We start from the raw sequence: 26,460 nt of genomic DNA on the forward strand, positions 1-26,460 counted from the left end.
GTGCCAGCGCGCCGAGGCTGTCCGTGAGGGCTGCAGGCGAGAACCGTCGCCCGCGAACCTCAGGCGGCGAAAGCGTCCGTGACCCTGACGTCGCCGACATGGATGCCGTTCCAGTTGTACATCGAGTGATTTGCCTGCGCCATCAGGGCCGCGTGCAGGTCCGGCTCATCCCTGAAGAAGCGCGCAAGCGTTGCCGCCACCATCGCTTCGGCGGCGCGGGTCGTGCCGTCCTCGCATTTCAGCGCGATGGCGATGCCCTTTTCCGGGATGGCGGCACAGAACACGCCTTCGGCACCGGTCTTGGCGAAGATGCGGCCGGGGGCCGTTTTCATCAGCCGGGTGCAGGCGCGCTTGGTTCCGGCCACGTAGAAGGGCTCGACCATGCAGGCCTCGATCAGCCGCCTGGAGGCCCGGGCGCGTTCGGGTCCAAGACCGACGCCGGTCGCCATCTTGGCAAACCCGTGCGCCAGGCCCTTGAGCGGAACGGCGTAGGTCGGGATCGAGCAGCCGTCGACCCCGCAATTGTCCGTGCCGAGGATCGCCCCGGTCAGGCTTTCCATCGTGCCGCGGATTTCCTGCTGCAGCGGATGCTCGTAGCCGACATAGCCCTTCACCTCGGTGCCGGAATGGCAGCAGGCGCAGATGAAGCCTGAATGTTTGCCGGAGCAGTTGTTATGAAGCGCTGTCGGCGCCTCCAGGCTGCGGGCCTGGCCGATCAAGGTCCTCTGGTCGGACGACCAATGGGCGCCGCATTCGAGCGCCGAGACGTCGAGGCCCGCCGCCGCGAGCATCTTTGCGGCAAGCTCTACATGCTCCGGCTCGCCGGAATGGGAGGAGCAGGCAAGAGCCAGTTCCCTGTTGCCGAAACCGTAGGCGTCGGCCGCACCGCTTTCCATCAAGGGCAGCCCTTGCATCGCCTTGCAGGCGGAGCGCGGGAAAACGGCGGTGTCAGTCTCACCGAGCGAAAAGACGGTCCGGCCATCGCCGTCGACGGCGATCACAAGTCCGCGATGGCGACTTTCGACGAGGTTTCCGCGGGTGACTTCGACGAGAACGGGATTCGACATGCCTTGCCCTCAAATTTCCGAAATTGCTCCGTGCATTTAGCAGGAATCTTAAGGCAGGAAACGGAGTTTTCATGAAATTCGCCCGCAGGCTCGCCGCCGCCTTTCTCATCATCTACCTTCTGCCGGCGCTAGCCTCGGCCGGCTGGTGGTACATGCAGGACCGGCCACAGAGCTGGCGCTCTGCCGACTGGTCCTCGGCGGGCATCCTGCCGAAGACAGCCGAGAGCCCCGATGCGGCGATCTACGTCTTTTCGGCAACGACCGGCGGCATGAAGGGCGCCGTCGCCAGCCACGCCTGGATCGTGACCAAGCAACAGGGCGCCCTCGCCTACAACCGCTACGACAAGGTCGGCTGGGGCAAGCCGATCCGCCGCAACGCCTATCCGGCCGATGCGCGCTGGTATTCGAACGAGCCGAGATTGGTTGTTTCGATCACCGGAACCGAAGCCAGCCGGCTGATCCCGAAGATCGAAGCGGCGATCGCAAGCTATCCCTATGACGCACCCGGCGGCTATCGGATCTGGCCGGGCCCGAACTCCAACACCTTCGTCGCCCACGTGCTGCGCTCCGTGCCGGAACTCGGCGCCGTGCTGCCGCCCGACGCCGTCGGCCGCGATTATCTGCCGGAGGGCAAGTTGTTCCAGATCGATGCCGATGGCCGTGACATGCACGCCACGCTCTATGGCGTCGCCGGTATCTCGGCTGGTGTTCGCAGCGGCCTCGAACTGCACTTTTTCGGCCTCGTCGCCGGATTTGATTTCGCGAAGCCCGGCATCAAGATCCCGGCGCTCGGACGCTTCGGGGTGTGATCTGCAAAGTTCCAACAGTTGAGGCTGAAGGCCCGGGCGGGGAATACCGAAAATGGAAAAGGGCCGCCCGAGGCGACCCTTCCCTGAGTTCTGGCCAAGTGAGTGGCCCGGGCTTTAGGCCCGAAGGAAGGCGGGGATCAAGCCGAGGGCTGCCTCGACGTGTTCACCTCTCCCATGCCCTTCACCAAGACCGAAATCTCATTAGACATTGGATCACCTTCCTTTCTGTTCGTTTCAGATGGCAACAAGGTAGGTGATCCCACGGTATTTGCAAGACCGACTAAGGTTTAATGGCGCAAATCACGTGGCGATCCGGGGATCACATGGACATGATGATCTTGCCGATATGGTCGCCGGTCTCCATCTCGCGATGCCCGTCCGCCACCTTGGCAAAGGGCAGCACGGAGTGGATCACCGGCGCGACCTTGCCCGCCTCGAGCAGCGGCCAGACCTTTGCCACCAGACCATCGCGGATCGCCTGCTTCTCCGCCGGCGTACGGGGACGGAGCGCCGAGCCCATCACATGCAGACGCTTTGTCAGGATCGGCGCGATGTTCGCCGCCTCGACCTTGGCGCCGCCGAGGAAGGCGATGATCGACAGGCGGCCGTCCTTCGCCAGCGAAGCGATGTTGCGGTCGAAGTAACGCCCGCCGACCATATCGAGGATGACGTCGACGCCGCGTCCATCCGTCTCTTCGATAACGACCGTTTTGAAGTCCTCTTCGCGATAGTTGATCGCGCGCTTGGCGCCGAGCGACTCGCAAGCCTGACATTTCTCGGCGCTGCCGGCGGTGACGAAGACCTCGGCGCCGAAGGCCTTGGCAAGCTGGATCGCCGTCGTGCCGATGCCACTGGAGCCGCCATGGATGAGGATCGTTTCGCTCGCCTTCAAGCCGGCCATGTCGAAGACATTGGCCCAGACGGTGAAGAAGGTTTCGGGCAGAGCCGCCGCCTTCACCGCGTCATAGCCCTTCGGCCAGGCCAGCGCCTGGCTTGCCGGGACTGCCGCATATTCCGCATAGCCGCCGCCGTTGGCGAGCGCGCAGACTTTGTCTCCGATTTGAAATCCTTCCGCACCCGCGCCGAGCGCCACCACCTCGCCTGCCACTTCAAGGCCGAGGATCGGACTTGCACCCGGCGGTGGCGGATAGTCGCCCTTGCGCTGCAAGACATCGGGACGGTTGATGCCGGCCGCCTCCACCCGAACGAGGATGTCGCCCGGTTTGATCTCAGGCAACGGTCCCTTTTTCAGGACCATGTTTTCCGGTCCGCCTGGGGCCGGAAGATCGACGAAGTTCATTTCTGACGGAAGGGACATGGCACCACCTCATGCTGCTGATGTGCCACATCTAGCGCTGACGGCGTGCCGCGAAAAGGGTGGCGGTAGTATTGGCCGATCAGGGTTCGGCCGCCAGGAAGGACAGGATCTCGCCAGCCACCAGTGCCGGGCTTTCCCAATGAGGGTTGTGGCCATGGCCGGCCAAGCTGATCGAGCGCGCCGAGCCGATGGTTTCCGCCAGCAGCCGGCGATGCCCAGCGTCGAACAGCGGATCCTCACTGCCGCCGATCGCCAGCACCGGCAAACGCAACTGCCGCGCGGCGGCGCGAAGATCGGTCGCGGCAAGGCCATCGAGGATAGCGAGCCACGTCTGCGTCGGTATCTCTGCGGCCTCCTTGCGCATGTGCGCAAGGAACGCCGGGTCGACTGGTTGGTTGCAGGCGTGCCAGACATCGAAGAACGGGTGTTCCTGATCCAGCGGATCCTTCAACGCGCGGATCGCCCGCGCCGTTGGACTCCTCGCGTCGAGGCCCGGCTGCAGGCTGCCGGATAAAAGAACGAGGGCCCGGACCAGGTCCGGGCGAAGGGCGGCAAGCGCAATGGCGGTCATTGCCCCCATGGAATGGCCGATGACGACGATATCCCTCAGCGCCAGCCTATCGGCCAGACAAGCGAGATCCCGCGAAAAATCGGCAACCGTTGCCCCCGGCCCCGCCTGCGACGCGCCGTGGCCGGCGAGATCCGGAATGATCAGTCGATAGCCCACGAGGTGGGGCGCGACCAGCGAGAAAGAGCGGCTATTGTCGGAATAGCCGTGGAGCAGCAACAGCGCCGGCCCCTCGCCGCGATCGACATAGGCGAACTGGCGCCCGCCGGGCAGTTCGAGCCGCCGCTTCAGCGGCGACCAATCTTGCTGGTCGATGACGATCACAGTCCGAGCGCGGCCTTGACCGCGGCAAGCCCCGGCTGCCCGTCGAAGGTCGTCACCCCGGAAAGCCAGGCGTCGAGCCGCTGCGGCTCCTGCTCGATGGCCTTCTTGCCGGCCTCCTCCGGCGCCAGCCCGTCGCTCATCAGGGAACCCATGCCGCGGTTCTCGAAGTCGATATCGAAGCTCAGATTGTTGAGGAGCCTGGCGACATTCGGGCATTCCTGCAGGTAGCCCTTGCGCACCTGGGTCGAAACGGTCGCCGCGCCAAAGTCCGGTCCATAGAACTTGTCGCCGCCGGTCAGATACTTGATCGACAGGGCCGTGTTCATCGGATGCGGCGCCCAGCCCTGAAAGACGATGAAGGACTTGTCGCGAACCCGGCGCGTGACTTCCGCCAGCATGCCTTGCTCGCTTGATTCCACCACTTCCCAGCCATCAAGCCCGAGGCCCTGGTCCTTGACGGCATCCAGCATCAGCTGGTTGGAGCCGGGCTCGATGCCGTACATCTTCTTCTCGAATTTGTCGGCAAAGGTCTTCAGGTCCGCGAAATCCCTGACGCCCGCCTCCCAGACATAATCGGGTACGGCGAACGTGTACTTGGCCCCCTTCAGATTGGTGCGGACGGTTTCGACCGAACCGTCGTCCTTGTAGGGCTTGTAATAGGAGACCATCGCCGGGTCCCAATAGCCAAGGAAGACGTCGAGATCGCCGCTGCGCAGACTGGTGTAGATGACGTCAATGCCGAGCAGCTTGCTTTCGGGTTCATAACCCAATGCCTTGAGGACTGTCAGCCCGACGCCCGTGGTGAACGCCAGATCGTTCCAACCGGGCTCGGCCAGCCGGACTTGCCGACAGGATTGCGCCTCGCCGGCCAAGGCCGGAGAGGCGACGGCGACAACGGCAATGGTGGACATCAACAGTTTCAGCTTCGGCATCGCATCCTCCAGTTTGTCCATTCGGACTAATAATTGTCCCATGGGTCAACATTTGATCTTTCCGGAAAGTTTGTCAATGTGGGAATCGTTTGGAGGCGGCTGATGCGACTGACGAGGATAAGCGAGATCAGGCGGCGCGAGCTGCGCCGCGCGGCCTTTGAGGTGCTGCAGAAAGAGGGCATGGCCGGCGCGACGCTGGAGAAGGTCGCGACACACGCCGGCGCCTCCAAGGGCATCGTGCTGCATTATTTCGCCAACAAACAGGAGCTTTTCGAACATGCCATGCGCGAGGCGAACGCCGCGCTCAAGGAAGCGGTGGTCGTTCGGCTGAACCGCGCACGCACGCCGCGCGAGCGGCTAGAGGCGATCATTGAGGCGAACTTCGAGGAGCGCTTCTTCCAGCCTTCGGTCTGCCATGCCTGGCTTTCCCTTTGTGCCGAAGTTCCGCGCGAGCCGCAGCTTGCCCGCATCCAGAAGGTGATCCACGCGCGCATGCGCTCGAACCTGCTTTCCGCGCTCGTGGACCTGTTGCCGGCAGAAGACTGCGAGACCGTGGCGCTCGGCATCACTTCATTGATCGACGGCCTTTGGCTTAGGCTCGGATTGCAATCGGAAGGGCTGACGCGCGACACGGCGCTTTCCCAGATGCGCGACTATCTCGCCCATCGCATACCCGCGACCTAAGCGAGCCCGAAGACGGGAAATCAGCCGCCGAGTGCGTCCATGACAAGACCGGCTTCGCTGGTCTTGGCGCGGGATTTGATTTCGGCGATGCGGGCGCTGACGGCCTGGGCATCGGAAAAGACGAAGCCCTCCGGCAGGCCGAGGACGGCGATCGAGCAGCGCATCAGCGCGAATTCCTTCGGCGCACCGTCGCGACCATGGCCGCTGATGCGGCCCTCGGCCTGGTGCTCCGCCGAGTAGAGCTGGCGCACGTCGGAGCGGAAATCGTCCAGCAGGCGGTTCAGCACCGCCTCCAGCTCCTCAACCGAACAGCCGCTGATGCCGACGAAGAAATCATCTCCTCCGACATGGCCGAGGAACTTCTCCTCGCCGATGAAGTGGCGGCGCAGGAGTGCGGCAAACAGCGTGATCGCGAGATCGCCCTTCTGGAAGCCGTAGGTGTCGTTGAACGGCTTGAAGTCGTCGAAGTCGCAATAGCAGAAATAGCGGGTCTGATCGCCGTCGAGGATCGCGTCCTGGACGTAGTCGCGGATGGCGCGGTTGCCGGGCAGGCCCGTCAGCGGGTTCTGCTCCTGCGCCATCTTGAGCTGCTTTTCGTTGATGATCTTCAGAAGCGACGAGGCCGAAAGCGTACCGGCGTAACGCATGTTCTCCGTAAGGATCAGGCAATCGCTGCCGTCCATGCCGGCGAAGATCTTCAGCATTTCATCCGCGGGCGTATCGAGATCGGCGATCGGTGCCGGGCTGACGAAATGCGAGATCCGCCGCTGGTAGATCCGGTTCTTGAGGAGATCACGGCCGAAGGGGTGATAGATCAGCTCCTTGACGTGATACTCATGCAGAATGCCGCGCGGCTCGCCATTGGCGTTCAGAACCGGGAAGAAGCCCTGGCGCGGGTTTCGCCGGAAGAGATCGAAGACGGAATCGAGTTCATCGCTTTCGCGCACCGTCGGCAGTTGCTCGATCTGCTTGCGGATCAGGATACTGTCGAGCGAGGACGAGGGTTGCCTCACGCTGACGCTCTGATCGAGATGCGGATAGGCGGGCAGAAGCTCGCTGAGATGGGTGGTCGGCCGGGCGACGTAATAGCCCTGCACGAGATCGCAGCCGAGGTCGCGGCAGGTGAGGAACTCCGCCTCCGTCTCGACGCCCTCGGCGATGACCCGCGTACCAAGCACATGCGCGGTGTTGACGGTGTGGCGCACGAGGTGGCGCTTGCGGGCGTCAGCCTCGATGCCGGAGATGAAGTGCCTGTCGATCTTCACGTAATCGACCGGCTGGTCGCAGAGCAGCTTCAGCCCGTTGAAGCCAGCCCCGAAATCGTCAATGGCGAGCTTGAAGCCGGCGAGCCGGAGATCGCGCACGAGCGCGGAGAAGTCCGGCATCTTGCCGCTGTCGAAACGCTCGGAAAGCTCGAAGCAGAGCGACGAAGGGGCGATACCGGCGCGCTTCAGATGGTTGACGAGGCGCTCGACGATGTCGCCCTCGCCGCCGACGAGGCGCGAGTCGAAATTCAGAAACAGGGTGCGGGCGGAATGATCGGGCAGCGTCGCGAAGCCGGCGACGGCGCGGCTGTTGATCATGTGCTCCAGCGCCAGCAATTGCCCGGCTTCTTCCGCCTTGTCGAGCAGTTCCAGCGGCGAGGCAAAGCCCAGTTTCTGGAAGCCGCGCATCAGCGATTCGTAACCGAAGACGGTGCCGGTCGCCGCTTCGGTGATCGGCTGGAAGGCACTCTCGATCACCAGCTTGGCGAGCGTGACGATCTGGTCGTCGCCGAACCGGCGCAACGAGAGGATTTCGGCGGGGGCGGCGGACATGCCGGGCTCCAGAGACAGGGGAACGGACGATCGGACGCCGGCAGCATGGCCGCCAACTATCAACGAAGTCTTTCCCCATTATGAAGCTTTGATGAAAGCTATATGACAGTCGCTACCGCCCTTGATCTACTGCAAACATTCTAATGAAATCAGTAGTTTCATGAGCGATTGCTGCGGTTGCCCGGGCGCCGATAACGGCCGCTTTCGTACGGCCGGGCACCCAGCTCGGAACCCCACAGGAAGGGGGCGGTTATCCCTTCGCCAGCACGCCGAAGGCGATCAGCGACAGGCCCTGCATCACCAGGTCGACGGCGAGGAAAAGGCCGAGGATCCAGAGACTGTTGACCGGCCAGCCGGCGGCGATGATGAGGCCGGCGGCAAGCGTGACCAGACCGCCGAGTGCCACCCATCCCCAGCCTTGTACTGGCCTGAGCTTGAGACCGACCCAGATGCGGAAGCAGCCGGCGACGATGAGGGCGATCGCCATCACGAAGGTCAGGAAGGACGAGGCAAGCAAGGGATTGATGAAGGCAAACAGGCCGGCGATCGTATAACAGGCGCCGCTGAGCCCCCAGTAAAGTACGCTGTCCCAGCCCTTGACCTGGAAGGCGTGGGCGAGATTGAAAAGCCCGCCGACCAGCATGATGATCCCGACATAATAGACCGAAGCGACCGTGGCCATCAGCAGATTGCCGAAGGCAAGGCCACCGCACATGATGAGCAGCACGCCGAGTGCTACGAACCACCCCCATTTGCGGGCAACCGCCGTCTTGTCGGCGTGATCGAATGCATGGGTCATTTCAACCTCCAGTCCTTCAGATCGCGGGATCGCTACCGGGAGGATTGAGCCGGATTTCTTCGAAAAAGGGAAGCGAAAACACCGAAGATTTTTATTGATTGATGAGTCAATCAAAAATAAACTGACCTCCGTCAAGGGAGAGACGGATGCCAAAGGTCGGAATGGAGCCAGTGCGCCGCAAGGCGCTGGTGGACGCAGCACTTCGCGTGATCGGCGACCAGGGCACGCTGACCGTCACCATGTCCGAGATCGCCCGCCACGCCGGCGTCTCCCCTGCCCTTGCCCACCACTATTTCGGCAGCAAGGAACAATTGCTGATCGAGACGATCCGCAGCCTTCTACGGCAGTTGCGCGACGACACGGTGACGGCGCTTCGCACGGTGGCAGGCCCACGCGAAAGGCTGAGCGCCTTGATCCGCGTCTCCTTCCAGGCAAGCCAGTTCGCCCCAGATACGATTGCCGCATGGCTCGCCTTCTATTCGGAGGCGCAACGGTCTGAGGAGGTGCGGCGGCTGCTCGTCGTCTATGCCCGGCGCCTGCGCTCCAACCTCATGGCGAGCCTCAAGGCCCTTTGTGCCGACGATGACGCGGAACGCATCGCTGAAGGCGCTGCTGCGATGATCGACGGGCTTTATATCCGCCAGAGTCTGCGCTCCGCGCCGATCAGCATCGAAGCATCGATCGCGCTCACGGAAGACTACGTCAGCTCGCACATCGATCGGCTCAAATACCAGGGAACGGCCGCATGACAGCAAGATCGAACATCCTGATCATCATGGTCGACCAGCTGAACGGAAAGCTCTTTCCGGACGGACCGGCCGCGTTCCTGCATGCGCCGAACCTGAAAGCGCTCGCCGCGCGCTCGGCCCGCTTCCGCAACAACTACACCTCGTCGCCGCTCTGCGCCCCTGCCCGCGCCTCGTTCATGGCCGGGCAATTGCCGAGCCGCACCCGCGTCTACGACAACGCTGCCGAGTACCAGTCCTCGATCCCGACCTATGCGCATCATCTGCGCCGCGCCGGCTACTACACGGCTCTGTCGGGCAAGATGCATTTCGTCGGGCCGGACCAGCTGCACGGCTTCGAGGAGCGGCTGACGACCGACATCTACCCGGCCGATTTCGGCTGGACGCCCGATTATCGCAAGCCCGGCGAGCGCATCGACTGGTGGTACCACAATCTCGGCTCTGTCACGGGCGCCGGCGTCGCCGAGATCACCAACCAGATGGAATATGACGACGAGGTCGCCTTCCTCGCCAATCAGAAGCTCTATCAGCTCTCGCGCGAAAACGACGACGCGACACGCCGTCCCTGGTGCCTGACCGTCTCCTTCACCCACCCGCACGACCCCTATGTGGCGCGCAAGAAATTCTGGGATCTCTACGAGGATTGCGAGCATCTGCTGCCCGAGATCGGCATGCTGGCGGAGGACCAGCAGGACCCGCATTCCAAGCGCATCATGCATTCCTGCGACTATGTCAATTTCGACCTGACGGAAGACAATATCCGCCGGTCGCGCCAGGCCTACTTCGCCAATATCTCCTATCTCGACGAGAAGGTCGGAGAGCTCATCGACACGCTGACGCGCACCCGCATGCTCGACGACACGCTGATCCTTTTCTGCTCGGATCACGGCGACATGCTCGGCGAGCGCGGCCTGTGGTTCAAGATGAATTTCTTCGAAGGTTCAGCCCGCGTGCCGCTGATGGTCGCAGGCCCCGGTGTGACGCCGGGTCTGCACTTGGCCCCGACCTCCAATCTCGACGTGACGCCGACGCTTGCCGATCTCGCCGGTATTTCGATGGACGAGGTGAAGCCGTGGACCGACGGCATGAGTCTCGTGCCCATGATCAAAGGTGAGGAGCGCAGCGAGCCGGTGCTGATGGAATATGCAGCGGAAGCTTCTTACGCCCCGCTCGTCGCCATCCGCGAGGGCAAGTGGAAATACATCCACTGCGCGCTCGATCCGGATCAGCTCTACGATCTCGACGCCGACCCGCTGGAACTGAAGAATCTGGCGGCCCATCCGGAAACGCAGGTGCAGGCGGCAACGCTGCAGGCCTTCCGCGAGATGTGCGCCGCCCATTGGGACATGGAGGCTTTCGACGCGGCCGTGCGCGAAAGCCAGGCGCGGCGCTGGGTGGTCTACGAGGCGCTCCGCAACGGTGCCTACTACCCCTGGGATCACCAGCCGCTGCAGAAAGCATCCGAGCGCTACATGCGCAACCATATGAACCTCGACAATCTCGAGGAATCCAAACGCTATCCGCGGGGAGAATGACATGAAAGCCCAACCGCAAGCCTCGCACTTCATCGACGGCGAATATGTCGAGGACATCGAAGGCACCGTCATCGAGAGCATCTATCCGGCGACCGGCGAAGTGATCGCCCGGCTGCATGCGGCAACGCCGGCGATCGTCGAAAAGGCGATTGCAGCCGCCAAGCGCGCTCAACCGGAATGGGCGGCGATGAGCCCGACGGCCCGTGGCCGTATTTTGAAGCGCGCTGCCGAGATCATGCGCGAGCGCAACCGCGAGCTCTCGGAGCTCGAGACGCTCGATACCGGCAAGCCGATCCAAGAGACGATCGTCGCCGATCCGACGTCCGGTGCCGACAGTTTCGAATTCTTCGGTGGCGTCATCGCCACGGCGCTCAACGGCGACTACATCCCGCTCGGCGGCGATTTTGCCTATACCAAGCGCGTGCCGCTCGGCGTCTGCGTGGGTATCGGCGCCTGGAACTATCCGCAGCAGATCGCCTGCTGGAAGGGTGCGCCGGCGCTTGCCGCCGGCAATGCCATGGTCTTCAAGCCGTCGGAGAACACGCCGCTCGGCGCGCTGAAGATCGCCGAGATCCTGGTCGAGGCCGGCCTGCCGAAGGGCCTCTACAACGTCATCCAGGGGGATCGCACCACCGGTCCGTTGCTCGTCAACCATCCTGACGTCGCCAAGGTGTCGCTGACCGGCTCCGTGCCGACAGGCAAGAAGGTAGCCGGTGCGGCCGCAGCCGAACTCAAGCACGTCACCATGGAGCTCGGCGGCAAGTCGCCGCTGATCGTCTTCGACGATGCCGATCTCGAAAGCGCCATCGGCGGCGCCATGCTCGGCAATTTCTATTCGACCGGCCAGGTCTGCTCCAACGGCACCCGCGTTTTCGTGCAGAAAGGCATCAAGGAACAGTTCCTCACCCGGCTGAAGGCCCGCACCGAGGCGATCGTCATCGGCGACCCGATGGACGAGGCGACGCAGCTCGGCCCAATGGTATCGATGCCGCAGCGCGACAAGGTCTTTTCCTATATCGAGAAGGGCAAGGCGGAGGGCGCACGGCTCCTGACCGGCGGCGGCATTCCGAATGCCGTCAACGCAGAAGGCACCTACATCCAGCCGACGGTTTTTGCCGACGTCACCGACGACATGACGATCGCCCGCGAAGAGATCTTCGGGCCGGTCATGTGCGTGCTCGATTTCGACGACGAGGCCGAGGTGATCGCGCGGGCCAATGCGACCGAATTCGGCCTTTCGGCCGGCGTCTTCACCGCCGACATCACCCGCGCGCACCGCGTCGTCGATCAGCTCGAGGCCGGGACGCTGTGGATCAACACCTACAACCTTTGCCCGGTGGAGATCCCGTTCGGCGGCTCGAAGCAGTCCGGCTTCGGCCGCGAGAATTCGGTCGCCGCGCTCAACCACTACAGCGAATTGAAGACCGTCTATGTCGGCATGGGGCCGGTACAGGCGCCGTATTGAGAATTGGGGCCTCCATCGAGAGGCGGCTCCACCTCCCTCATCCTCGGGCGAGCGAAGCGAGTTCCGGGGATCCAGCAGCGCCACGTCTGTGGCGCACAAGAGTCTTCAAGCGACAGACGTCGCTTGGCTGGATTCCTGTGACACGCACAGGAATGAGGGGTGAAAGCGCCAGATAGGTCGAACGCGAGACGCTAGAAGAAAGACCACGCTTATGCAGGCAGATTACATCATCATCGGCTCCGGCTCCGCCGGTTCGGCGCTCGCCTACCGCTTGTCCGAAGACGGCAAGAACACGGTGCTGGTGCTGGAATATGGCGGCTCGGATATCGGCCCCTTCATCCAGATGCCGGCGGCCCTTGCCTGGCCGATGAGCATGAAGCGCTACAACTGGGGCTATCTCTCCGAACCGGAACCGAATCTCAACAACCGGCGCATCACCGCGCCGCGGGGCAAGGTGATCGGCGGCTCCTCCTCGATCAACGGTCTCGTCTATGTGCGCGGCCATGCGGAAGACTACAACCGCTGGGACGAGCTCGGCGCACGCGGCTGGGCCTATGCGGACGTGCTTCCCTATTTCAAGCGCATGGAAAATTCGCATGGCGGCGAAGCGGGCTGGCGCGGCACCGACGGGCCGCTGCACGTCAAGCGCGGCCCGGTCCACAACCCGCTGTTCCACGCCTTCATCGAAGCGGGCCAACAGGCCGGCTTCGAACTCACCGACGATTACAACGGCTCGAAGCAGGAAGGCTTCGGGCTGATGGAGCAGACCGTCTGGCAGGGACGGCGCTGGTCGGCGGCGAACGCCTACCTGAAGCCGGCAATGAAACGGCAAAACGTCTCGCTCGTGCGCTGCTTCGCCCGCCGGATCATCATCGAGAACGGCCGGGCGACCGGGGTCGAGATCGAGCGCGGCGGCAAGATCGAGATCGTCAAGGCGAACCGTGAGGTGATCGTCTCGGCCTCGTCGTTCAATTCGCCGAAACTGCTGATGCTCTCGGGCATTGGTCCAGCACAGCACCTCAAGGACATGGGTATCGAGGTGAAGGTCGACCGGCCCGGCGTCGGCCAGAACCTGCAGGACCACATGGAGTTCTATTTCCAGCAGATTTCGACCAAGCCTGTGTCGCTCTATTCCTGGCTGCCGTGGTTCTGGCAGGGCGTTGCCGGCGCGCAATGGCTGTTCTTCAAGAAGGGCCTCGGCATCTCCAACCAGTTCGAGGCCTGCGCCTTCCTGCGCTCCGCACCCGGCGTCAAGCAGCCGGATATCCAGTACCACTTCCTGCCGGTGGCGATCAGCTACGACGGCAAGGCGGCCGCCAACACGCACGGCTTCCAGGTGCATGTCGGCTACAATCTTTCCAAGTCGCGCGGCAACGTCACGCTGCGCTCCTCCGATCCGATGGCCGATCCTGTCATCCGCTTCAATTATATGAGCCACCCGGAGGACTGGGAGAAGTTCCGCCACTGCGTGCGCCTCACCCGCGAGATCTTCGGCCAGAAGGCTTTCGACCACTATCGCGGTCCGGAGATCCAGCCGGGCGAGAAGGTGCAGTCGGACGAGCAGATCGACGAATTTCTGCGCGAGCACCTGGAAAGCGCCTATCACCCTTGCGGCACCTGCAAGATGGGCGCCAAGGACGATCCGATGGCGGTTGTCGATCCGGAAACCCGCGTCATCGGCGTCGATGGCCTGCGCGTCGCCGACAGCTCGATCTTCCCGCATGTGACCTACGGCAACCTCAACAGCCCGTCGATCATGACCGGCGAGAAGGCAGCCGACCACATTCTCGGCAAGCAGCCGCTGGCGCGCTCCAACCAGGAGCCGTGGATCAACCCGCGCTGGGAGGTCAGCGACCGATAAGGATCGCGTGCACCAGAGCGCCGTGCGTTCAGACGAACGCACGGCGCTCTAGCACTTTGATTCTAGAGCATCTTATACGCTTTCAGTGATTCCACTTGAAAGCGGGATGCTCTAGGCGGCACGTTTTCCTCGCATTCGACAGCCGCAATGTCTGCGGCATGTCACGTTCGCCGACGCTATCTCGTCCTATCTTCTCGAGTGCCCGAGAAGAAGGAGACGAACATGACACCGAGGCTGGACCTGCTTGCCGTTACTCCAGCGGCAATGCCATCATGGCTCCTCGTGCCTGCCGGCCATGCCATAGCCGATTGCCCCGAACGGCGATGGGGGGCGTGATGACCGACGAAGACGTCAGAACGACCTTCGAGCCGCTGCGTCCCCGACTGATCCGCATCGCCTATCGGATGCTGGGTTCGGTCAGCGAAGCCGAGGATGTCGTCCAGGAGGCATTCCTGCGCTGGCTCGACGCCGACCGCACCGCCGTCAAGGATTCGTCAGCCTTCCTGCGCCGCATCGTGACGCGACTTTGCCTCGATCAGTTGAAGTCGGCGCGGCACCGACGCGAGACCTATGTCGGACCATGGCTGCCGGAACCGGTCCTCGAGGAAAACGACGACCTCGACGACATCACCTTGCCACTGATGATGGCGCTGGAGCGCCTGTCGCCGCTCGAACGGGCCGCGTTTCTATTGCACGATGTCTTCGGCGTCAGCTTCGATGAAATCGGCGAGACGCTCAGCCGCAAACCGGCGACCTGCCGTCAACTTGCCAGCCGCGCCCGCGTCAATATCCGCAGCGCTCGTCGCCGCTTTGTCATGCCCCGGGAACAAGGCCTCGAAATCGCCTGCGCTTTCTTCGCGGCTTCGCGCAGCGGCGACATGCAGCAGCTTCGCTCGCTGCTCGCAACGGAGGCGATCGTCTATGCCGACGGCGGCGGCAAGACAGTGGCGCCGAGATGGCCAATCATGGGCTTCGACAAGGTCATGAAACTCCACGCGTCGCTGGCGCTGATCTTTGCGGAGACGATGTCGCGGCTCGTGCGCTACGACTTCATCAACGGGCTACCCGGTTTCATCACCATCGAAGACGGTGAGATCCTGCAGACAACCGCCCTTGAGATCGAACAGGACCGGATCACCGCCATCTATGTCACGCGCAATCCGGAGAAGCTCAAACATCTCCCGGAGACGCTGAGGCAGTTCGATGGTCACGCCATTCATTGAACGACAGTGACTGCGTCCTGACGATCGCACGCGGTCGCTACTGCATGTTTCCTTAAATCGTAGCCGATTTAAGGACAAAAACTTGCAGCAAGGCAAAGTGCTACAGCGACCTTTGCGCGTCTCATAAGAAGCGCGGCACTGTAGAGCCCACCGCCCCATCAACCGATCCTGACCAGCGTTGCCTTCAACGTGCAACGCGCCGCCGGCGCGCGTCTTCGCTCGCGCGCTGCAGATCCATCACCCAAAACCAATGGAGACCAAACCATGAGCAACATATGCATCGCCGTTATCTATCACAGCGGCTACGGCCACACCGCACGTCAGGCGGAAGCCGTCAAAGCCGGAATCGAGCGGGTCGACGGCACGCAATGCCTGCTCTTGACCGTCGACGAAGCACCGGACCGGTGGAACGATCTGCTCTCGGCTGAGGCGATCATCTTCGGCACGCCAACCTATGTCGGGGGTCCATCAGCCGCGTTCAAATCTTTCCAGGAGGCAAGTTCGAACGCGGTGATGGCCAAAGGCTATCTCTGGAAAGACAAGATCGCCGCTGGCTTCACCAATTCGGGAACCGCTTCCGGCGACAAGCTCGCGACGCTGATGCAACTTGCACTCTTTGCTGCCCAGCACGGCATGCACTGGATCAACCTCGATCTGCCGCCGGCCAACCACTCGACCACAGGATCTTCTGACGATCTCAACCGGTTAGGCTTCTGGCTGGGTGCTGGGGCGCAGTCGAATGTCGACCAGGGGGCCGATCTTGCGCCGCCGCAATCCGATCTCGCCACCGCAACGCATCTCGGGCAACGGGTGGCCGAAGCGACGCTGCAGTTCGTGCGCGGCAGAGCGCTCAAGCAGGAGCCAGCCCTCCCCGCGTGGAAAACGGCCAACGACCGATAGAACCAGCATCAGAGAAAGCCGATCCAGCGCCCAGCCAGGAGCGCTGCCGGCCACACCGTCAGCGAGACGGCTGCCGGGATGCGAAGACGCCATGAGACCGGGCCGCCATTTACGGCGGCCCGCCAGGCGCCGCCCATATGCACACTGACAGCGTTGACGGCACCGATCCCCAGCAGAGCGATCTTTGCGAGAAAGGCAGCATTCGTGACATAGGCCGCCGGGCGCACGCTGAAGAGGCATAAGCCAGTGGTGATCGCCAATGCTAAGCCAACTGCCGCCGCACGCGACAGAAACGGTCCGAGCACTTCAAGTGAGGTGTTGCCGAAGAAACCGAGCAACCGTAAATCCAACGGCACGATGGCGCCCATCAGCAGCCCGATCGCGAGAATGTGGGCCGCATTGACCAAGAGATAGAGAAGCGCCGAACGCCTGAGCGCAGCGCCGACCGGCCAGCCGGCGATCCATTCGACAAGCTCCGCCCCACTCATCCACCGGCCCGGATGCGTTCCGGATAGATGTCATAGGTCTTGCCGGAGACCGTGATGCGCACCGCCTTCATGCGCTTTTCGTTCGGGTCGAGCGAGCGGTTGCCGAGAACGACGACGGCGTCACCGGCCTTGGCTGATCCCTCCACAAAGCCGGAGCGCTCCGTCTGCCGGGGATTGCCGAGTTCGACGTGCCACATGCCATCCGCGGTCGTTTCCACCTGCAAGGTCGGATGCGGCGGCGCCATCGATATTTCGCGGATGATGCCCTTGAGCTCGATTTGGTCGGCCTCGGCCCAGGACCATCCGTGATGGGCATAGGCGCCGGTGACCAGAAGCGCCGTCAGGACACCCGCTGCAACGCCACGGCGTGAAATGGCTTTCAACATGTGCGTGCTCCTTCGCCTGTTTCGGAGAGGCGGCAGCTTGAACCCGAAGAACGATTTGCGAAAGGATGTGGTCTTCAACACTTCTTGAGCATCGCCAACCGCCTCCTGTGGTTGCGATGACCATGGGTTGCGCGAGCTTTGTTCAACACCTTAAAATTTAGCCATTCTTAATCTCCGGTTGTTATGTCTAGATAAGACGGAGTGAACGCTGGGCGAACGTGCCATGAGGGCAGTTTCGCCGCGTAGTAACGCGTGCTCCATCCCCATCATCGTCATTACTCCCTGCCAAGGCGAGCTCGCTTCCCGATGACCATGCGGCCTTGTCCGCGGTCACCGGCCGAGGATGATTTGCCTTGCGGGCAACCGAGGAGCGTTTTTCATGACAATCAAAGCACGCCTGCTCGTGTGCTTGTCCCTGCTCGCCGTCGCCATGCTGGTCATGATCGTCACGGCTTTCAACGCGATGACATCGATCTCCAAGCGCACCGAATCGATCGTCGCCGACCGGCTGTTGCCGGTGGCGCAGCTCGATACCGTCGCCGACATGTACGCCGTCGAAATCGTCGATACGACCCACAAGATGCGAAGCGGCGCGCTTGGGTGGGCTGACGGCAAGGAGAAGATCAACGCGGCGCTTGCCACCATCGACGAACAATGGCGCGCCTATGAAGCAACGAGACTGACGCCTGAGGAAAAGAAGCTTGCGAAGACCTTCGACGCAGCCCGCGTCGGCAGCGAGCAGGCGGTCAGGGACATGCTCGAGATCATCGATCGACAGGACATCGCCGAGTTCGGCCGGTTTATCGACAGCCGCCTTTACGCGGCCATCGATCCGCTGGCCGAACCGATCGGCGCCCTGGTCAAGCTCCAGCTCGCGGAAGCCGACCAGGAGCTGGAGGCGGCCAAGGTGGAGAAGGACACCCTGACACGCTGGCAGGTCATGATCGCCGCCTTTGCCATCGCGCTTCTTGGGGCAACAGTCTGGTTCGTGGCCGCCGGTCTCTTTCGGCCGCTGACGCAGCTGTGCGAGGCCATGCGGCAGCTTGCAGCCGGCAACCTCAAGGCCACGATCTTCGGCGAAGGCCGCCGTGACGAGATCGGCCAGATGGCGGGTGCCGTCGCTGTCTTCCGCGACAATGCGCTCGAACGCCAGCGGCTCGAGCAGGAAGCGGAGGCGGGGCGAACACTTTCCGAACGCGAGCGCGAGCAGCGCGAGGCGCAGAAGGTCAAGGAAGCTGCCGAGATCCAGACCGCGGTCAATGCGCTCGGCTTCGGTCTCGACCGGCTGGCGGAAGGCGACCTCACCTATCGCATCGACACGCCGCTTGCCGAACGGCTCGACACGCTACGCACGAACTTCAACAGCTCCGTCACCAATCTCGAAGATGCGCTGCGCTCGGTCGGCGAGAACGCCCGCAGCATCAATGCCGGCGCCAGCGAAATCCGCTCTGCGGCCGGTGACCTTTCCAAGCGCACAGAACAGCAGGCGGCTTCGGTCGAGGAAACGGCGGCTGCACTGGACCAGATCGCGACCACCGTGGCGGATGCCAGCCGGCGTGCGGAGGAGGCAGGCACCTTGGTGACGCGCACCCGCGGTGCAGCAGAGAAGTCCGGCGAGATCGTCGGCAATGCCGTCACCGCGATGAGTGGCATCGAAGCCTCGTCGCGGGAGATCTCCAGCATCATCGGCGTCATCGACGACATTGCCTTTCAGACGAACCTCCTGGCGCTGAATGCCGGCGTCGAGGCGGCTCGCGCGGGCGAAGCCGGCAAGGGCTTTGCCGTCGTCGCCCAGGAGGTGCGCGAGCTCGCCCAGCGCTCGGCGCAGGCCGCCAAGGAGATCAAGGTGCTGATCGCCACATCTGGCCAGCAGGTCAAATCCGGCGTCACGCTGGTGCGCGAGACCGGTACGGCGCTCGAAAGCATCATCACCGAGGTCAAGGAGATCAGCAGCCACGTGACGGCGATCGTCGAAAGCGCCCGCGAACAGGCCGCCGGCATCCAGCAGATCAATACGGCGGTAAACGCGATCGATCAGGGAACGCAGCAGAACGCGGCAATGGTGGAGCAATCGACCGCCGCGAGCCATAGCCTCGCCCGCGAGGCCGGCGCGCTCAACGATCTGCTGATGCGCTTCAAGACGGGCAACGGCCAAGCGGCGGCACCACGCCTCGTGACGAGCGAGATTGCTGCCCCTTCGCCCGCACGCGCCTTGGGCCGCAAACTCGCCACGGCCTATCGCAGTGCCCCGCAGGCACAGGAGGCCGGCTGGGCAGCGTTCTGACGGTCTGGCTCTCCCCTTGGCAGGAGGCGCGGGCCCGCAAGGTTCGCGCCTCCTCTTCAAGGGTTGCCGTCGTAGCCATACAGTATAAAATCTAGTAAATTACTAGTCTATATTCGGTTTTTCGCTGCCTTTCGTTCTGAGAGGCAGATTTGCTCCAAACAAACAGCATTAGAAACCGCTATTTCTGTCCATTGTCGCATTGGGCTGCGATATTCCGACCAAGTTGGAACAGGACGCAGCCATGACCACGTCATCCCTCGAAACCACCGCCAAGGCACTGAACGAGACGCTCGAAGGCCTGGATCTCGCCGGCCGGCTGGCGCTTGTCGCAAGCCTTGAAGGGCAGGCCGTCTTCACGACCTCGCTCGGTATCGAGGATCAGGTGATTACCGCGGCCATCGGCGAGAACAAGCTGTCCATCAATGTCGCGACACTGGAGACCGGGCGCCTGTTCAACGAGACGGTCGCCCTTATCGAAAAAACCGAAGAAACCTACGGGATCCTGATCAAGCGCTACCATCCGGAACAGGCCGACATCGACGCCTATGCGGCGCGCTATGGCCTCAACGGCTTCTACGAGAGCGTCGAGGCCCGGCATGCCTGTTGTGACGTGCGCAAGCTGAAGCCGCTTGCGCGCGCACTCCAAGGGGTAACCTTCTGGGTCACCGGCCTGCGTCGGGGCCAGTCGGGCAATCGCGCATCGACCCCGTTCGCGGAAGCTGATGCCGAACGTGGCCTCATCAAGATCAACCCGCTGGCGGACTGGGACATCGAGACCATCCGTGCTTACGTCGCCGCCAATGCCGTTCCGGTCAACCCGCTGCACGCCCGCGGCTATCCGTCGATCGGCTGCGAGCCCTGCACCCGCGCCATCAAGCCCGGCGAGCCGGAGCGCGCCGGCCGCTGGTGGTGGGAAAACGACGAGAAGCGCGAATGTGGTCTGCACGTTCCGGAAGCTGCCGCCAGTTCCATCATCCCGAATTCGAGCAGCGCCGCCTGAGGCTGGCGCGCTCGTCTGAAGACAAATCCTCCCGGAGACTGAAATGCCCCATATCCATCCGGAAACGGAACTGCACAATCCGCAGAGCGCCAAGCCGCCGCTCGATCCGCATCTGAAGGCACTCGAGAACGAAGCGATCCACATCTTTCGCGAAGTGGCCGCCGAGTTCGAACGCCCGGTCATGCTCTATTCGATCGGCAAGGACTCCTCGGTGCTGCTGCACCTCGCCCGTAAGGCCTTCTATCCTGGCCGCGTGCCCTTCCCGCTGTTGCACGTCAACACCGGCTGGAAGTTCGCCGAGATGATCGCGTTTCGCAACGAGATCGTCGAGCGCTACGACCTCGACCTGATCGAGCACATCAACCCGCGCGGTGCAGCCGAGAACGTCACGCCCTTCAGCCACGGTTCGGCGCTCTATACCGACATCATGAAGACCGAGGCGCTGCGCCAGGCGCTCGACGCCGGCCAGTTCGATGCGGCTTTCGGCGGCGCGCGGCGCGACGAGGAAGCAAGCCGTGCCAAGGAACGCATCTATTCGTTCCGCACGCCGGATCATCGCTGGGATCCGCGCAACCAGCGCCCGGAACTCTGGAACGTCTATAACGGCATGATCCGCAAGGGCGAAAGCGTGCGGGCCTTCCCGCTCTCCAACTGGACCGAAGTCGACATCTGGCGCTACATCCAGGCAGAAGAGATTCCGATCGTGCCGCTCTACTTCGCTGAGAAGCGCCCGATCGTCGAACGCGACGGCATGATGATCCTGGCCGAAGATCCGCGCCTCGAACTCTTGCCGGGTGAGACCAAACGCGAGGAAGTGATCCGCTTCCGCACCCTCGGCTGCTTCCCGCTGACCGGCGCCATCCGCTCCAGCGCGACGACGCTCGACGACATCATCTCCGAACTTGAAACCGCGACCGTATCCGAACGCCAGGGCCGCGCCATCGACCGCGACCAGTCCGGCTCGATGGAAAAGAAAAAACGCGAAGGATATTTCTGATGACTGCTCCCGCAACCGCGAATGCCGTTGAGCACGTTGCTGCCGGCGAGGTTCTGGCCTTTCCGGCGCAGGAGCCGGCGCGCGCCGCGCGTGACAGCCGCCCGCTTCGCCTGATTACCTGCGGCTCTGTCGATGACGGCAAGTCGACGCTGATCGGTCGCCTGCTCTGGGACACCAAGGCGGTCAAGGAAGACCAGGCCGCGACGCTCCAGCGCGATTCCAACGGCAAGCAGAACGATCTCGGCCTGCCCGACTTCGCGCTGCTCCTCGACGGCCTGCAGGCCGAGCGCGAACAGGGCATCACCATTGATGTCGCCTATCGCTATTTCTCGACCGACAAGCGCTCCTTCATCGTCGCCGACACGCCCGGCCACGAGCAATATACCCGCAACATGGCAACGGGCGCCTCGACCGCCGACCTCGCCGTGCTGCTGGTCGACGCCCGCGTCGGCCTGCTCGAGCAGACCCGCCGGCATGCGACGATCGCAACGCTGATGGGCATCAAGCAGTTCGTACTGGCGGTCAACAAGATCGACCTCACCGACTACGATCGCGCCCGCTTCGAAGAGATCAACCACGAATTCCGGGAACTGGCATTGTCGCTTGGCGTGCGCCAGGTCACAGCTATTCCCGTCTCGGCTCTGAAGGGCGAGAACGTCGTCTACGACGGCCGCGCTTCCATGCCCTGGTATGACGGCCCGACGCTGATCGAGGTGCTGGAACTGGCAACCACCCGTTCGGCCCAGACCGTCGGCTTCCGCCTGCCGGTACAGCGCGTCTCGCGGCCCGGCGAAAGCTTCCGCGGCTATCAGGGCACGGTTGCCGGCGGCTCGGTGAAGCCGGGCGACAGTGTCGTGATCCTGCCCTCCGGCATGGTGGCCAACGTCACCAAGATCGTCACCTTTGACCTCGTGCGCAACGCCGCCGTCGCCGGCGACGCGATCACGCTCGTGCTCGACCGCCAGGTCGACGTGTCGCGCGGCGACATGATCGTGGCCATCGACAGCCAGCCGCTGACCGGCCTTGCCTTCGATGCCCAGCTCGTTGCCCTGCAGCCGGAAGGCATCCAGCCGGGCAAGCGCTACTGGCTGAAGAGCGGCAGCCGCCGCCAGCGCGTCCAGATCCAGCCTGCCAGCCAGCTCGACCTTAAGACCGGCAAGTGGAACCATGCCGAGCAGCTGCCGATGAACGCCATCGGCAAGGTGCATCTGGCCTTCGACGAGCAGGCGATCTTCGACACCTACGAGCAGAACCGCTTCACCGGCGCCTTCATCCTGATCGATCCGGACACCAACAACACGGTGGCTGGCGGCATGATCACGGCCAAGCGCTCGGCACTCGGCGGCATCCACACGGAAGACGCCCGCGTTATCCTCTCGCTGCCGGCGGACCTCGCCGACCAGCTGATGGCGACCGAACTCTTCGCGGGCCGCCGCGAGGAGGCCGAAATCCGACGCGTCAGCGCCGGCAAGGCGGTCGAGATCATCGACGATATCGACGGCTGATCGACAGCCGCAGCACACACAAAAAAGGGGCCCGACCAAGGCCCCTTTTTCGTTGCTGAAACCGCGGTTGCTACCGGTCGATTTGGGCCTTTTCAAAGAAGTCCGTCGCCCTATGTCCCTGGCGCATGGGAGAAGCACCATGAAAACGGAACATCAAGGCGAGGATGCGAGGCAAAAAGGCTTTCGCGGGCGCATGGTATCGATCGAAGCATTTGCCCGGAAATATCGGCTCGATGCGGAGGAAGCCGAGCGGCTGGAGAACCAGTTCGGTCCGGTCGCCGGCGAAATCGACCTGCTGCAGGCGGCCAGGCGCAACGGCATGCCGGAGGAGTGAACTCCTGCCGGCATTCAACATCAAAGCTGCTGCTCGATCGCCGGGAGAACCATCGTCAACGGCGCCGGTTCGGCGTGCTGCCAAAGCTGATAGCCTACGACGCTGCCAAGTATGGCGGTCCATATGGCGATCTCGCGAAAGGTGAATATCGGTTCCTTCAACATCTGGGCCTCTCGGGCAAGAACAAGTGTTGATGGAAATATCGCCCTGATTGTTCACTCTGATAAGACATCATTCCGTGAACACGTCGTTTCAAAGTGAACAATAAAGCCGCGCATTGCTGGTGCATGAGTGATCCGGCGCTGTTGAATCCGCTTCCCTGCGGGAGGCTCTCCGACGCCCTGAAGCCGCCACCGTCCCAAAACAGGACAGGGGCTGGCGATCGCTTCACCTTGACCCGAAATCGCACAGATCGCACCTTTTCATCCGTCTCCGCATTCGTAAGTTGGCGCGTCGATCATGAGGATCGATAGGGCTGTTTCACCGTTCCTGGACGTTGTGGGACAGTCCGCCTGACCGTGGCCCGGCAGCAAGGCTCCTGCCCGGCATAGGCGCTCTTCCCTGGCCTCTCCCCCGCCACAGCGCCCCATGTATGCGGGGTATCGATGGACAGAGCCGACCTCTCCGGCGTATCTGGACGACTTTCGCGCAACGATGCGCCGAATCAGGGAGACGAAAAGGTGAGCACGGACAAGCAACCGGAAACCACCGTGAAGGTCGAGAAACGCGTCAACGGCAAATGGTGCTTCGTCATCAAGTATCGCGGCGTCACCTATCCCGCCCAGGGCAATTTCACGTCGATGCTGCAAGCACAGGCCGCGGCCCAATCGACGCTAAAGGCGCTCGAACGGCAGGGCTGACAAGCGGACGGAGCGTTACCATATCGACAATGGAAACGCTCTCCTGCTGCTGCCTGTCCGTTGCGCCCGCTGGTCCCTACTCGACTGCGGAGCGGATGATATTGCAGAGCCCCTCCTGCACCACCTGTTTGGTGGTCACCTGCCCCACCTGAATATCGAACATCGCATCAACCCGCGTGCCTGAACCGCGCTTGCGGGCAACGACGCGCAGCGTCTGCAGCCGTCCGGAGCCGGCGGTATCCTGATAGGCCTCGATGGTCCCGAGCGACTTGTTGATCTCGATTCCCGAAAATCCTTCCGCCGCGACACCCCGTGCCATCCGCTGCAAGGCGGCCTCGGGCTTCAGCTTCGGAAACTCCTGCCAGGTCTTGTAAAAGACCGGCGTCACCAGCGGCACGCCCGAAGCCTTGAAATTCTTCTCGCAGCTCTGCGCCGCCGCCACCGAATGGCCGGCCAGAAGCAGAACCGCTGCAATGAATAGATGCTTGATCGACATTCCCGTTCCTCGTCGTCATTGATCGAATGACGGGAACCTAGAACCTTCGCCTTCGCGCAGACAGGCCGACCCGGGTGCGAATGCACGGCTATTCGACCAACGGCTTCGAGGGAGCGACGAACGGCTAACATGGAGGACGAGTGGGCGTAAAGATCGACGCCGGAACAGGCGCGCAAAGCGCAAGCGCATACGGTGCGGCGCCGAGCGGCATGCAAGGGAATGATCGGGTAAAGGATTGATTTGGCTGGTCGGAGTGGCAAGATTCGAACTTGCGACCCCCACGTCCCGAACGTGGTGCGCTACCAGACTGCGCTACACTCCGTGACCAGCGGCGCCTCTATAGAACAGGCATTTTGATTTCACAAGCGCCTATCTCGAAAAACCTTGCGCCTTTTTCAAAAAACTTGTGACGGTGGAAAACTCATGCGGAAATTGCCGTTTTCCGGGGGCGTCGGCGCCTGAAAGCGCGCCCGATAGGGACTTTGTGCAACGCTTCATATTTTCCTGAAATGCAAGGCGCGGCGTGGATTTCCTTTCGCCTGGTTTGGCGCTAGAGGCACAACGGAAAGCGCGGAAAACCAGGGGATACGGGCTTCCGCGCCATGCCTATTTCAGAACGAGAACCAAAGGGACAGAAACATGAACTTCCGTATGATGACGGTGGCGGGCCTTGCGCTCGTGCTTGCCGGCTGCACGACGACCGGAACGGGGATCTCCAAGAACGCGGTCGAAGCGCGTTGGCTCGGCCAGCCGGCCGGCGGCTTTTTCGCTCAATACGGTCCGCCGATCTCCGACGTCGAAAGCGGCAGCTCCACCGTCTATAGCTGGAAGGGCGGCTACAAGACCCGCAAGGTTCCGGCGCAGTACGAAACCACCAAGGACGGCAAGCGCGGCAAGCGCATCGCGTCGGCCCGCACGGAATATCTGAGCTGCGCCGTCCAGCTTACCGTCTCGTCGGACTATGTCATCCGCTCGATCCGCATTGCCGGCGACCGCAAGCGTGCCGATGGCCCGAGCTGGTGCGAAGAGTTCCTGGGCGCGCCGGCGCAGACCAAGCCGGCCGCAACCGCAAGCTAAACGCCAAGAAACAAAAAAGCCCGCCGGTGAAAATCGGCGGGCTTTTTCTATGGAAAGAATGTCGAACTCAGCTGCTGCTGTTGTCCTCGACGGGTGCGTCGGGACCGTTCTTCTTGATCGAGTCGATGGCGTTCTGCGCGCTGGCCTTGGTCTTGTAGCCCTCGGTCGAGAACATCACTTCGCTGTTGTACTTGAAGCGAACCCGGTATTCACCAGCCTTGTCTTTGTAGATTTCGAATTTGTGAGCCATCTTCTCCCTCATACAAGTAGGAATCACCGAAACTAGCGTGTCAGTTGCAGCGTGACTTGACAAGAGTGCAAGTAGAGGCCCGGCCCAAAGCTGGGTTTGGCCGTTCGGGATCGGACGATTGGAAGAATGTGGCTGGGGCGCCAGGATTCGAACCTGGGAATGCCGGTACCAAAAACCGGTGCCTTACCGCTTGGCGACGCCCCAACTGGACTGACGGAAAAACAAGCCCGCCAAATCGAGCGCCTGATTATCAAAGCTCGCCGTCCGTCACAATCACTAAGTTGACACTAAGTTGGTTTTTCGGCGGATTTGTCGATCAGCTGTGCAAAAGGCCGGCGAGCACACCGCGACACAACGTCTGCCGCTGCCGCCTGCACCCTTCCCTTCCTGCATCGCACCTCCTATTGTCCCGCCGAAATGGAGAAGATCATGAGCCAGTTTCGCGCCCGCCCTCCTGCCGTTCCGAGCGTGCTCGTCGATGACGCGGTGGTGCGTATTACCCGCTGGGATTTCGAGCCCGGCGCCGATACGGGCCACCATGTGCACGGTCTCGGCTATGTCGTCGTGCCGATGACCGACTGCCAGTTCCTGCTCGAGGAGGAAGGCGGCAGCCGCCGTGTCGATATCGCCAAGGGAGCGGCCTATCGCCGCGAGGCGGGCATGTCGCACAATGTCGTCAATGCCGGCAGCGAGCCGATGTCGTTCATCGAGATCGAGTACAAGTGAAAGCCAGGA

At 62.6% G+C, this 26,460-nt stretch carries 27 protein-coding genes and 2 tRNA genes; 16 read left to right on the top strand and 13 right to left on the bottom strand.

From position 1 onward, the window contains the following. Positions 1-59: 59 nt before the first annotated feature. Positions 60-1,067: an asparaginase gene (locus tag ASE60_RS12070; protein WP_057250559.1), complete on the bottom strand. Its 1,008-nt coding sequence runs from the start codon at positions 1,065-1,067 to the stop codon at positions 60-62. A 71-nt stretch (positions 1,068-1,138) separates the two neighbouring features. Here ASE60_RS12070 and ASE60_RS12075 point away from each other — a divergent pair, with 71 nt between their 5' ends. Then, a complete protein-coding gene (locus ASE60_RS12075) occupies positions 1,139-1,876 on the top strand; it encodes a DUF3750 domain-containing protein (RefSeq protein WP_057250561.1) in 738 nt (245 codons plus the stop codon). A 319-nt stretch (positions 1,877-2,195) separates the two neighbouring features. Here the strand turns inward: ASE60_RS12075 and ASE60_RS12080 are convergent, their stop codons facing one another. From ASE60_RS12080 to choX, 3 genes are all read right to left on the bottom strand, one after another. After that, on the bottom strand, positions 2,196-3,194 hold the full coding sequence (locus ASE60_RS12080) for an NAD(P)H-quinone oxidoreductase (RefSeq protein WP_057250563.1): 999 nt from the start codon (positions 3,192-3,194) through the stop codon (positions 2,196-2,198). 79 nt (positions 3,195-3,273) lie between these two features. Beyond that, a complete protein-coding gene (locus ASE60_RS12085; RefSeq protein WP_063893296.1) occupies positions 3,274-4,086 on the bottom strand; it encodes an alpha/beta hydrolase in 813 nt (270 codons plus the stop codon). Next, a complete protein-coding gene (gene choX / locus ASE60_RS12090; protein ID WP_057250565.1) occupies positions 4,083-5,018 on the bottom strand; it encodes a choline ABC transporter substrate-binding protein in 936 nt (311 codons plus the stop codon). Before choX ends, ASE60_RS12085 begins: the two co-directional genes overlap by 4 nt. Positions 5,019-5,120: 102 nt before the next feature. On the opposite strand from choX, the gene betI (ASE60_RS12095) reads away from it, so the two are divergent. Further along, positions 5,121-5,702, top strand: coding sequence for a transcriptional regulator BetI (gene betI / locus ASE60_RS12095; RefSeq protein WP_057250567.1), 582 nt, complete (start codon positions 5,121-5,123; stop codon positions 5,700-5,702). 20 nt (positions 5,703-5,722) lie between these two features. On the opposite strand, the gene ASE60_RS12100 is transcribed toward betI (ASE60_RS12095), so the two are convergent. Both ASE60_RS12100 and ASE60_RS12105 read right to left on the bottom strand, forming a co-directional pair. Continuing rightward, positions 5,723-7,519, bottom strand: coding sequence for a GGDEF domain-containing protein (locus ASE60_RS12100; RefSeq protein ID WP_057250569.1), 1,797 nt, complete (start codon positions 7,517-7,519; stop codon positions 5,723-5,725). A 250-nt stretch (positions 7,520-7,769) separates the two neighbouring features. Further along, complete coding sequence (locus tag ASE60_RS12105) at positions 7,770-8,318, bottom strand: HdeD family acid-resistance protein (RefSeq protein ID WP_057250571.1); 549 nt, start codon at positions 8,316-8,318, stop codon at positions 7,770-7,772. 146 nt (positions 8,319-8,464) lie between these two features. Between ASE60_RS12105 and betI (ASE60_RS12110) the strand changes: the two genes are divergently transcribed. The 6 genes from betI (ASE60_RS12110) (at position 8,465) to ASE60_RS12135 (ending at position 16,048) form a co-directional block, all read left to right on the top strand. Continuing rightward, positions 8,465-9,067 carry a transcriptional regulator BetI gene (betI, locus tag ASE60_RS12110; protein WP_057250573.1) on the top strand — a complete coding sequence of 201 codons (603 nt, stop codon included), beginning with the start codon at positions 8,465-8,467 and terminating at the stop codon, positions 9,065-9,067. Beyond that, complete coding sequence (gene betC / locus ASE60_RS12115) at positions 9,064-10,599, top strand: choline-sulfatase (protein WP_057250576.1); 1,536 nt, start codon at positions 9,064-9,066, stop codon at positions 10,597-10,599. Before betI (ASE60_RS12110) ends, betC begins: the two co-directional genes overlap by 4 nt. Before the next feature lies 1 nt (position 10,600). After that, positions 10,601-12,064 carry a betaine-aldehyde dehydrogenase gene (gene betB / locus ASE60_RS12120; protein WP_057250578.1) on the top strand — a complete coding sequence of 488 codons (1,464 nt, stop codon included), beginning with the start codon at positions 10,601-10,603 and terminating at the stop codon, positions 12,062-12,064. A gap of 211 nt (positions 12,065-12,275) precedes the next feature. Continuing rightward, positions 12,276-13,925, top strand: coding sequence for a choline dehydrogenase (gene betA / locus ASE60_RS12125; RefSeq protein ID WP_057250580.1), 1,650 nt, complete (start codon positions 12,276-12,278; stop codon positions 13,923-13,925). Between the two features lie 335 nt (positions 13,926-14,260). Continuing rightward, on the top strand, positions 14,261-15,148 hold the full coding sequence (locus tag ASE60_RS12130) for a sigma-70 family RNA polymerase sigma factor (protein ID WP_082615822.1): 888 nt from the start codon (positions 14,261-14,263) through the stop codon (positions 15,146-15,148). 264 nt (positions 15,149-15,412) lie between these two features. Continuing rightward, complete coding sequence (locus ASE60_RS12135; protein WP_057250584.1) at positions 15,413-16,048, top strand: flavodoxin family protein; 636 nt, start codon at positions 15,413-15,415, stop codon at positions 16,046-16,048. Positions 16,049-16,056: 8 nt separating this feature from the next. Here ASE60_RS12135 and ASE60_RS12140 read toward each other — a convergent pair whose 3' ends face one another. Next, positions 16,057-16,536, bottom strand: a complete 480-nt coding sequence (locus tag ASE60_RS12140; RefSeq protein WP_057250587.1) for a hypothetical protein — start codon at positions 16,534-16,536, stop codon at positions 16,057-16,059. Next, positions 16,533-16,922, bottom strand: a complete 390-nt coding sequence (locus tag ASE60_RS12145) for a DUF6152 family protein (RefSeq protein WP_057250589.1) — start codon at positions 16,920-16,922, stop codon at positions 16,533-16,535. Before ASE60_RS12145 ends, ASE60_RS12140 begins: the two co-directional genes overlap by 4 nt. Positions 16,923-17,301: 379 nt before the next feature. On the opposite strand from ASE60_RS12145, the gene ASE60_RS12150 reads away from it, so the two are divergent. The 5 genes from ASE60_RS12150 (at position 17,302) to ASE60_RS12170 (ending at position 23,042) form a co-directional block, all read left to right on the top strand. Next, entirely contained in the window at positions 17,302-19,206 is a 1,905-nt protein-coding gene (locus tag ASE60_RS12150; RefSeq protein WP_057250591.1) for a methyl-accepting chemotaxis protein, read from the top strand. 241 nt (positions 19,207-19,447) lie between these two features. Further along, complete coding sequence (locus ASE60_RS12155; RefSeq protein ID WP_057250595.1) at positions 19,448-20,206, top strand: phosphoadenylyl-sulfate reductase; 759 nt, start codon at positions 19,448-19,450, stop codon at positions 20,204-20,206. A 43-nt stretch (positions 20,207-20,249) separates the two neighbouring features. Then, the gene (gene cysD / locus ASE60_RS12160) at positions 20,250-21,203 is read left to right on the top strand and encodes a sulfate adenylyltransferase subunit CysD (protein WP_057250597.1); all 954 of its coding nucleotides are present in this window, start codon (positions 20,250-20,252) and stop codon (positions 21,201-21,203) included. Next, positions 21,203-22,708 carry a sulfate adenylyltransferase subunit CysN gene (gene cysN, locus ASE60_RS12165; RefSeq protein ID WP_057250599.1) on the top strand — a complete coding sequence of 502 codons (1,506 nt, stop codon included), beginning with the start codon at positions 21,203-21,205 and terminating at the stop codon, positions 22,706-22,708. The genes cysD and cysN overlap by 1 nt, the downstream gene beginning before the upstream one ends. A gap of 139 nt (positions 22,709-22,847) precedes the next feature. Next, positions 22,848-23,042 carry a hypothetical protein gene (locus ASE60_RS12170; protein ID WP_057250601.1) on the top strand — a complete coding sequence of 65 codons (195 nt, stop codon included), beginning with the start codon at positions 22,848-22,850 and terminating at the stop codon, positions 23,040-23,042. Between the two features lie 20 nt (positions 23,043-23,062). On the opposite strand, the gene ASE60_RS35170 is transcribed toward ASE60_RS12170, so the two are convergent. Next, entirely contained in the window at positions 23,063-23,206 is a 144-nt protein-coding gene (locus ASE60_RS35170) for a hypothetical protein (RefSeq protein WP_093232085.1), read from the bottom strand. 516 nt (positions 23,207-23,722) lie between these two features. Here ASE60_RS35170 and ASE60_RS12175 point away from each other — a divergent pair. Further along, a complete protein-coding gene (locus ASE60_RS12175) occupies positions 23,723-23,902 on the top strand; it encodes a hypothetical protein (protein ID WP_057251083.1) in 180 nt (59 codons plus the stop codon). A gap of 76 nt (positions 23,903-23,978) precedes the next feature. Here ASE60_RS12175 and ASE60_RS12180 read toward each other — a convergent pair whose 3' ends face one another. Both ASE60_RS12180 and ASE60_RS12185 read right to left on the bottom strand, forming a co-directional pair. Then, entirely contained in the window at positions 23,979-24,392 is a 414-nt protein-coding gene (locus ASE60_RS12180) for a hypothetical protein (RefSeq protein ID WP_057251084.1), read from the bottom strand. A gap of 251 nt (positions 24,393-24,643) precedes the next feature. Continuing rightward, positions 24,644-24,720: transfer RNA gene (locus ASE60_RS12185), tRNA-Pro, on the bottom strand. A gap of 317 nt (positions 24,721-25,037) precedes the next feature. Here ASE60_RS12185 and ASE60_RS12190 point away from each other — a divergent pair. Continuing rightward, positions 25,038-25,475: a hypothetical protein gene (locus ASE60_RS12190; protein ID WP_057250603.1), complete on the top strand. Its 438-nt coding sequence runs from the start codon at positions 25,038-25,040 to the stop codon at positions 25,473-25,475. 67 nt (positions 25,476-25,542) lie between these two features. Here ASE60_RS12190 and ASE60_RS12195 read toward each other — a convergent pair whose 3' ends face one another. Next, entirely contained in the window at positions 25,543-25,725 is a 183-nt protein-coding gene (locus ASE60_RS12195; protein WP_057250604.1) for a YegP family protein, read from the bottom strand. Between the two features lie 129 nt (positions 25,726-25,854). Next, positions 25,855-25,929, bottom strand: a tRNA-Gln gene (locus ASE60_RS12200). 225 nt (positions 25,930-26,154) lie between these two features. Between ASE60_RS12200 and ASE60_RS12205 the strand changes: the two genes are divergently transcribed. Next, a complete protein-coding gene (locus tag ASE60_RS12205; RefSeq protein ID WP_057250606.1) occupies positions 26,155-26,451 on the top strand; it encodes a cupin domain-containing protein in 297 nt (98 codons plus the stop codon). Positions 26,452-26,460: the final 9 nt, after the last annotated feature.

It is taken from the genome of Ensifer sp. Root278 (assembly GCF_001429285.1).
Classification (GTDB): domain Bacteria; phylum Pseudomonadota; class Alphaproteobacteria; order Rhizobiales; family Rhizobiaceae; genus Ensifer.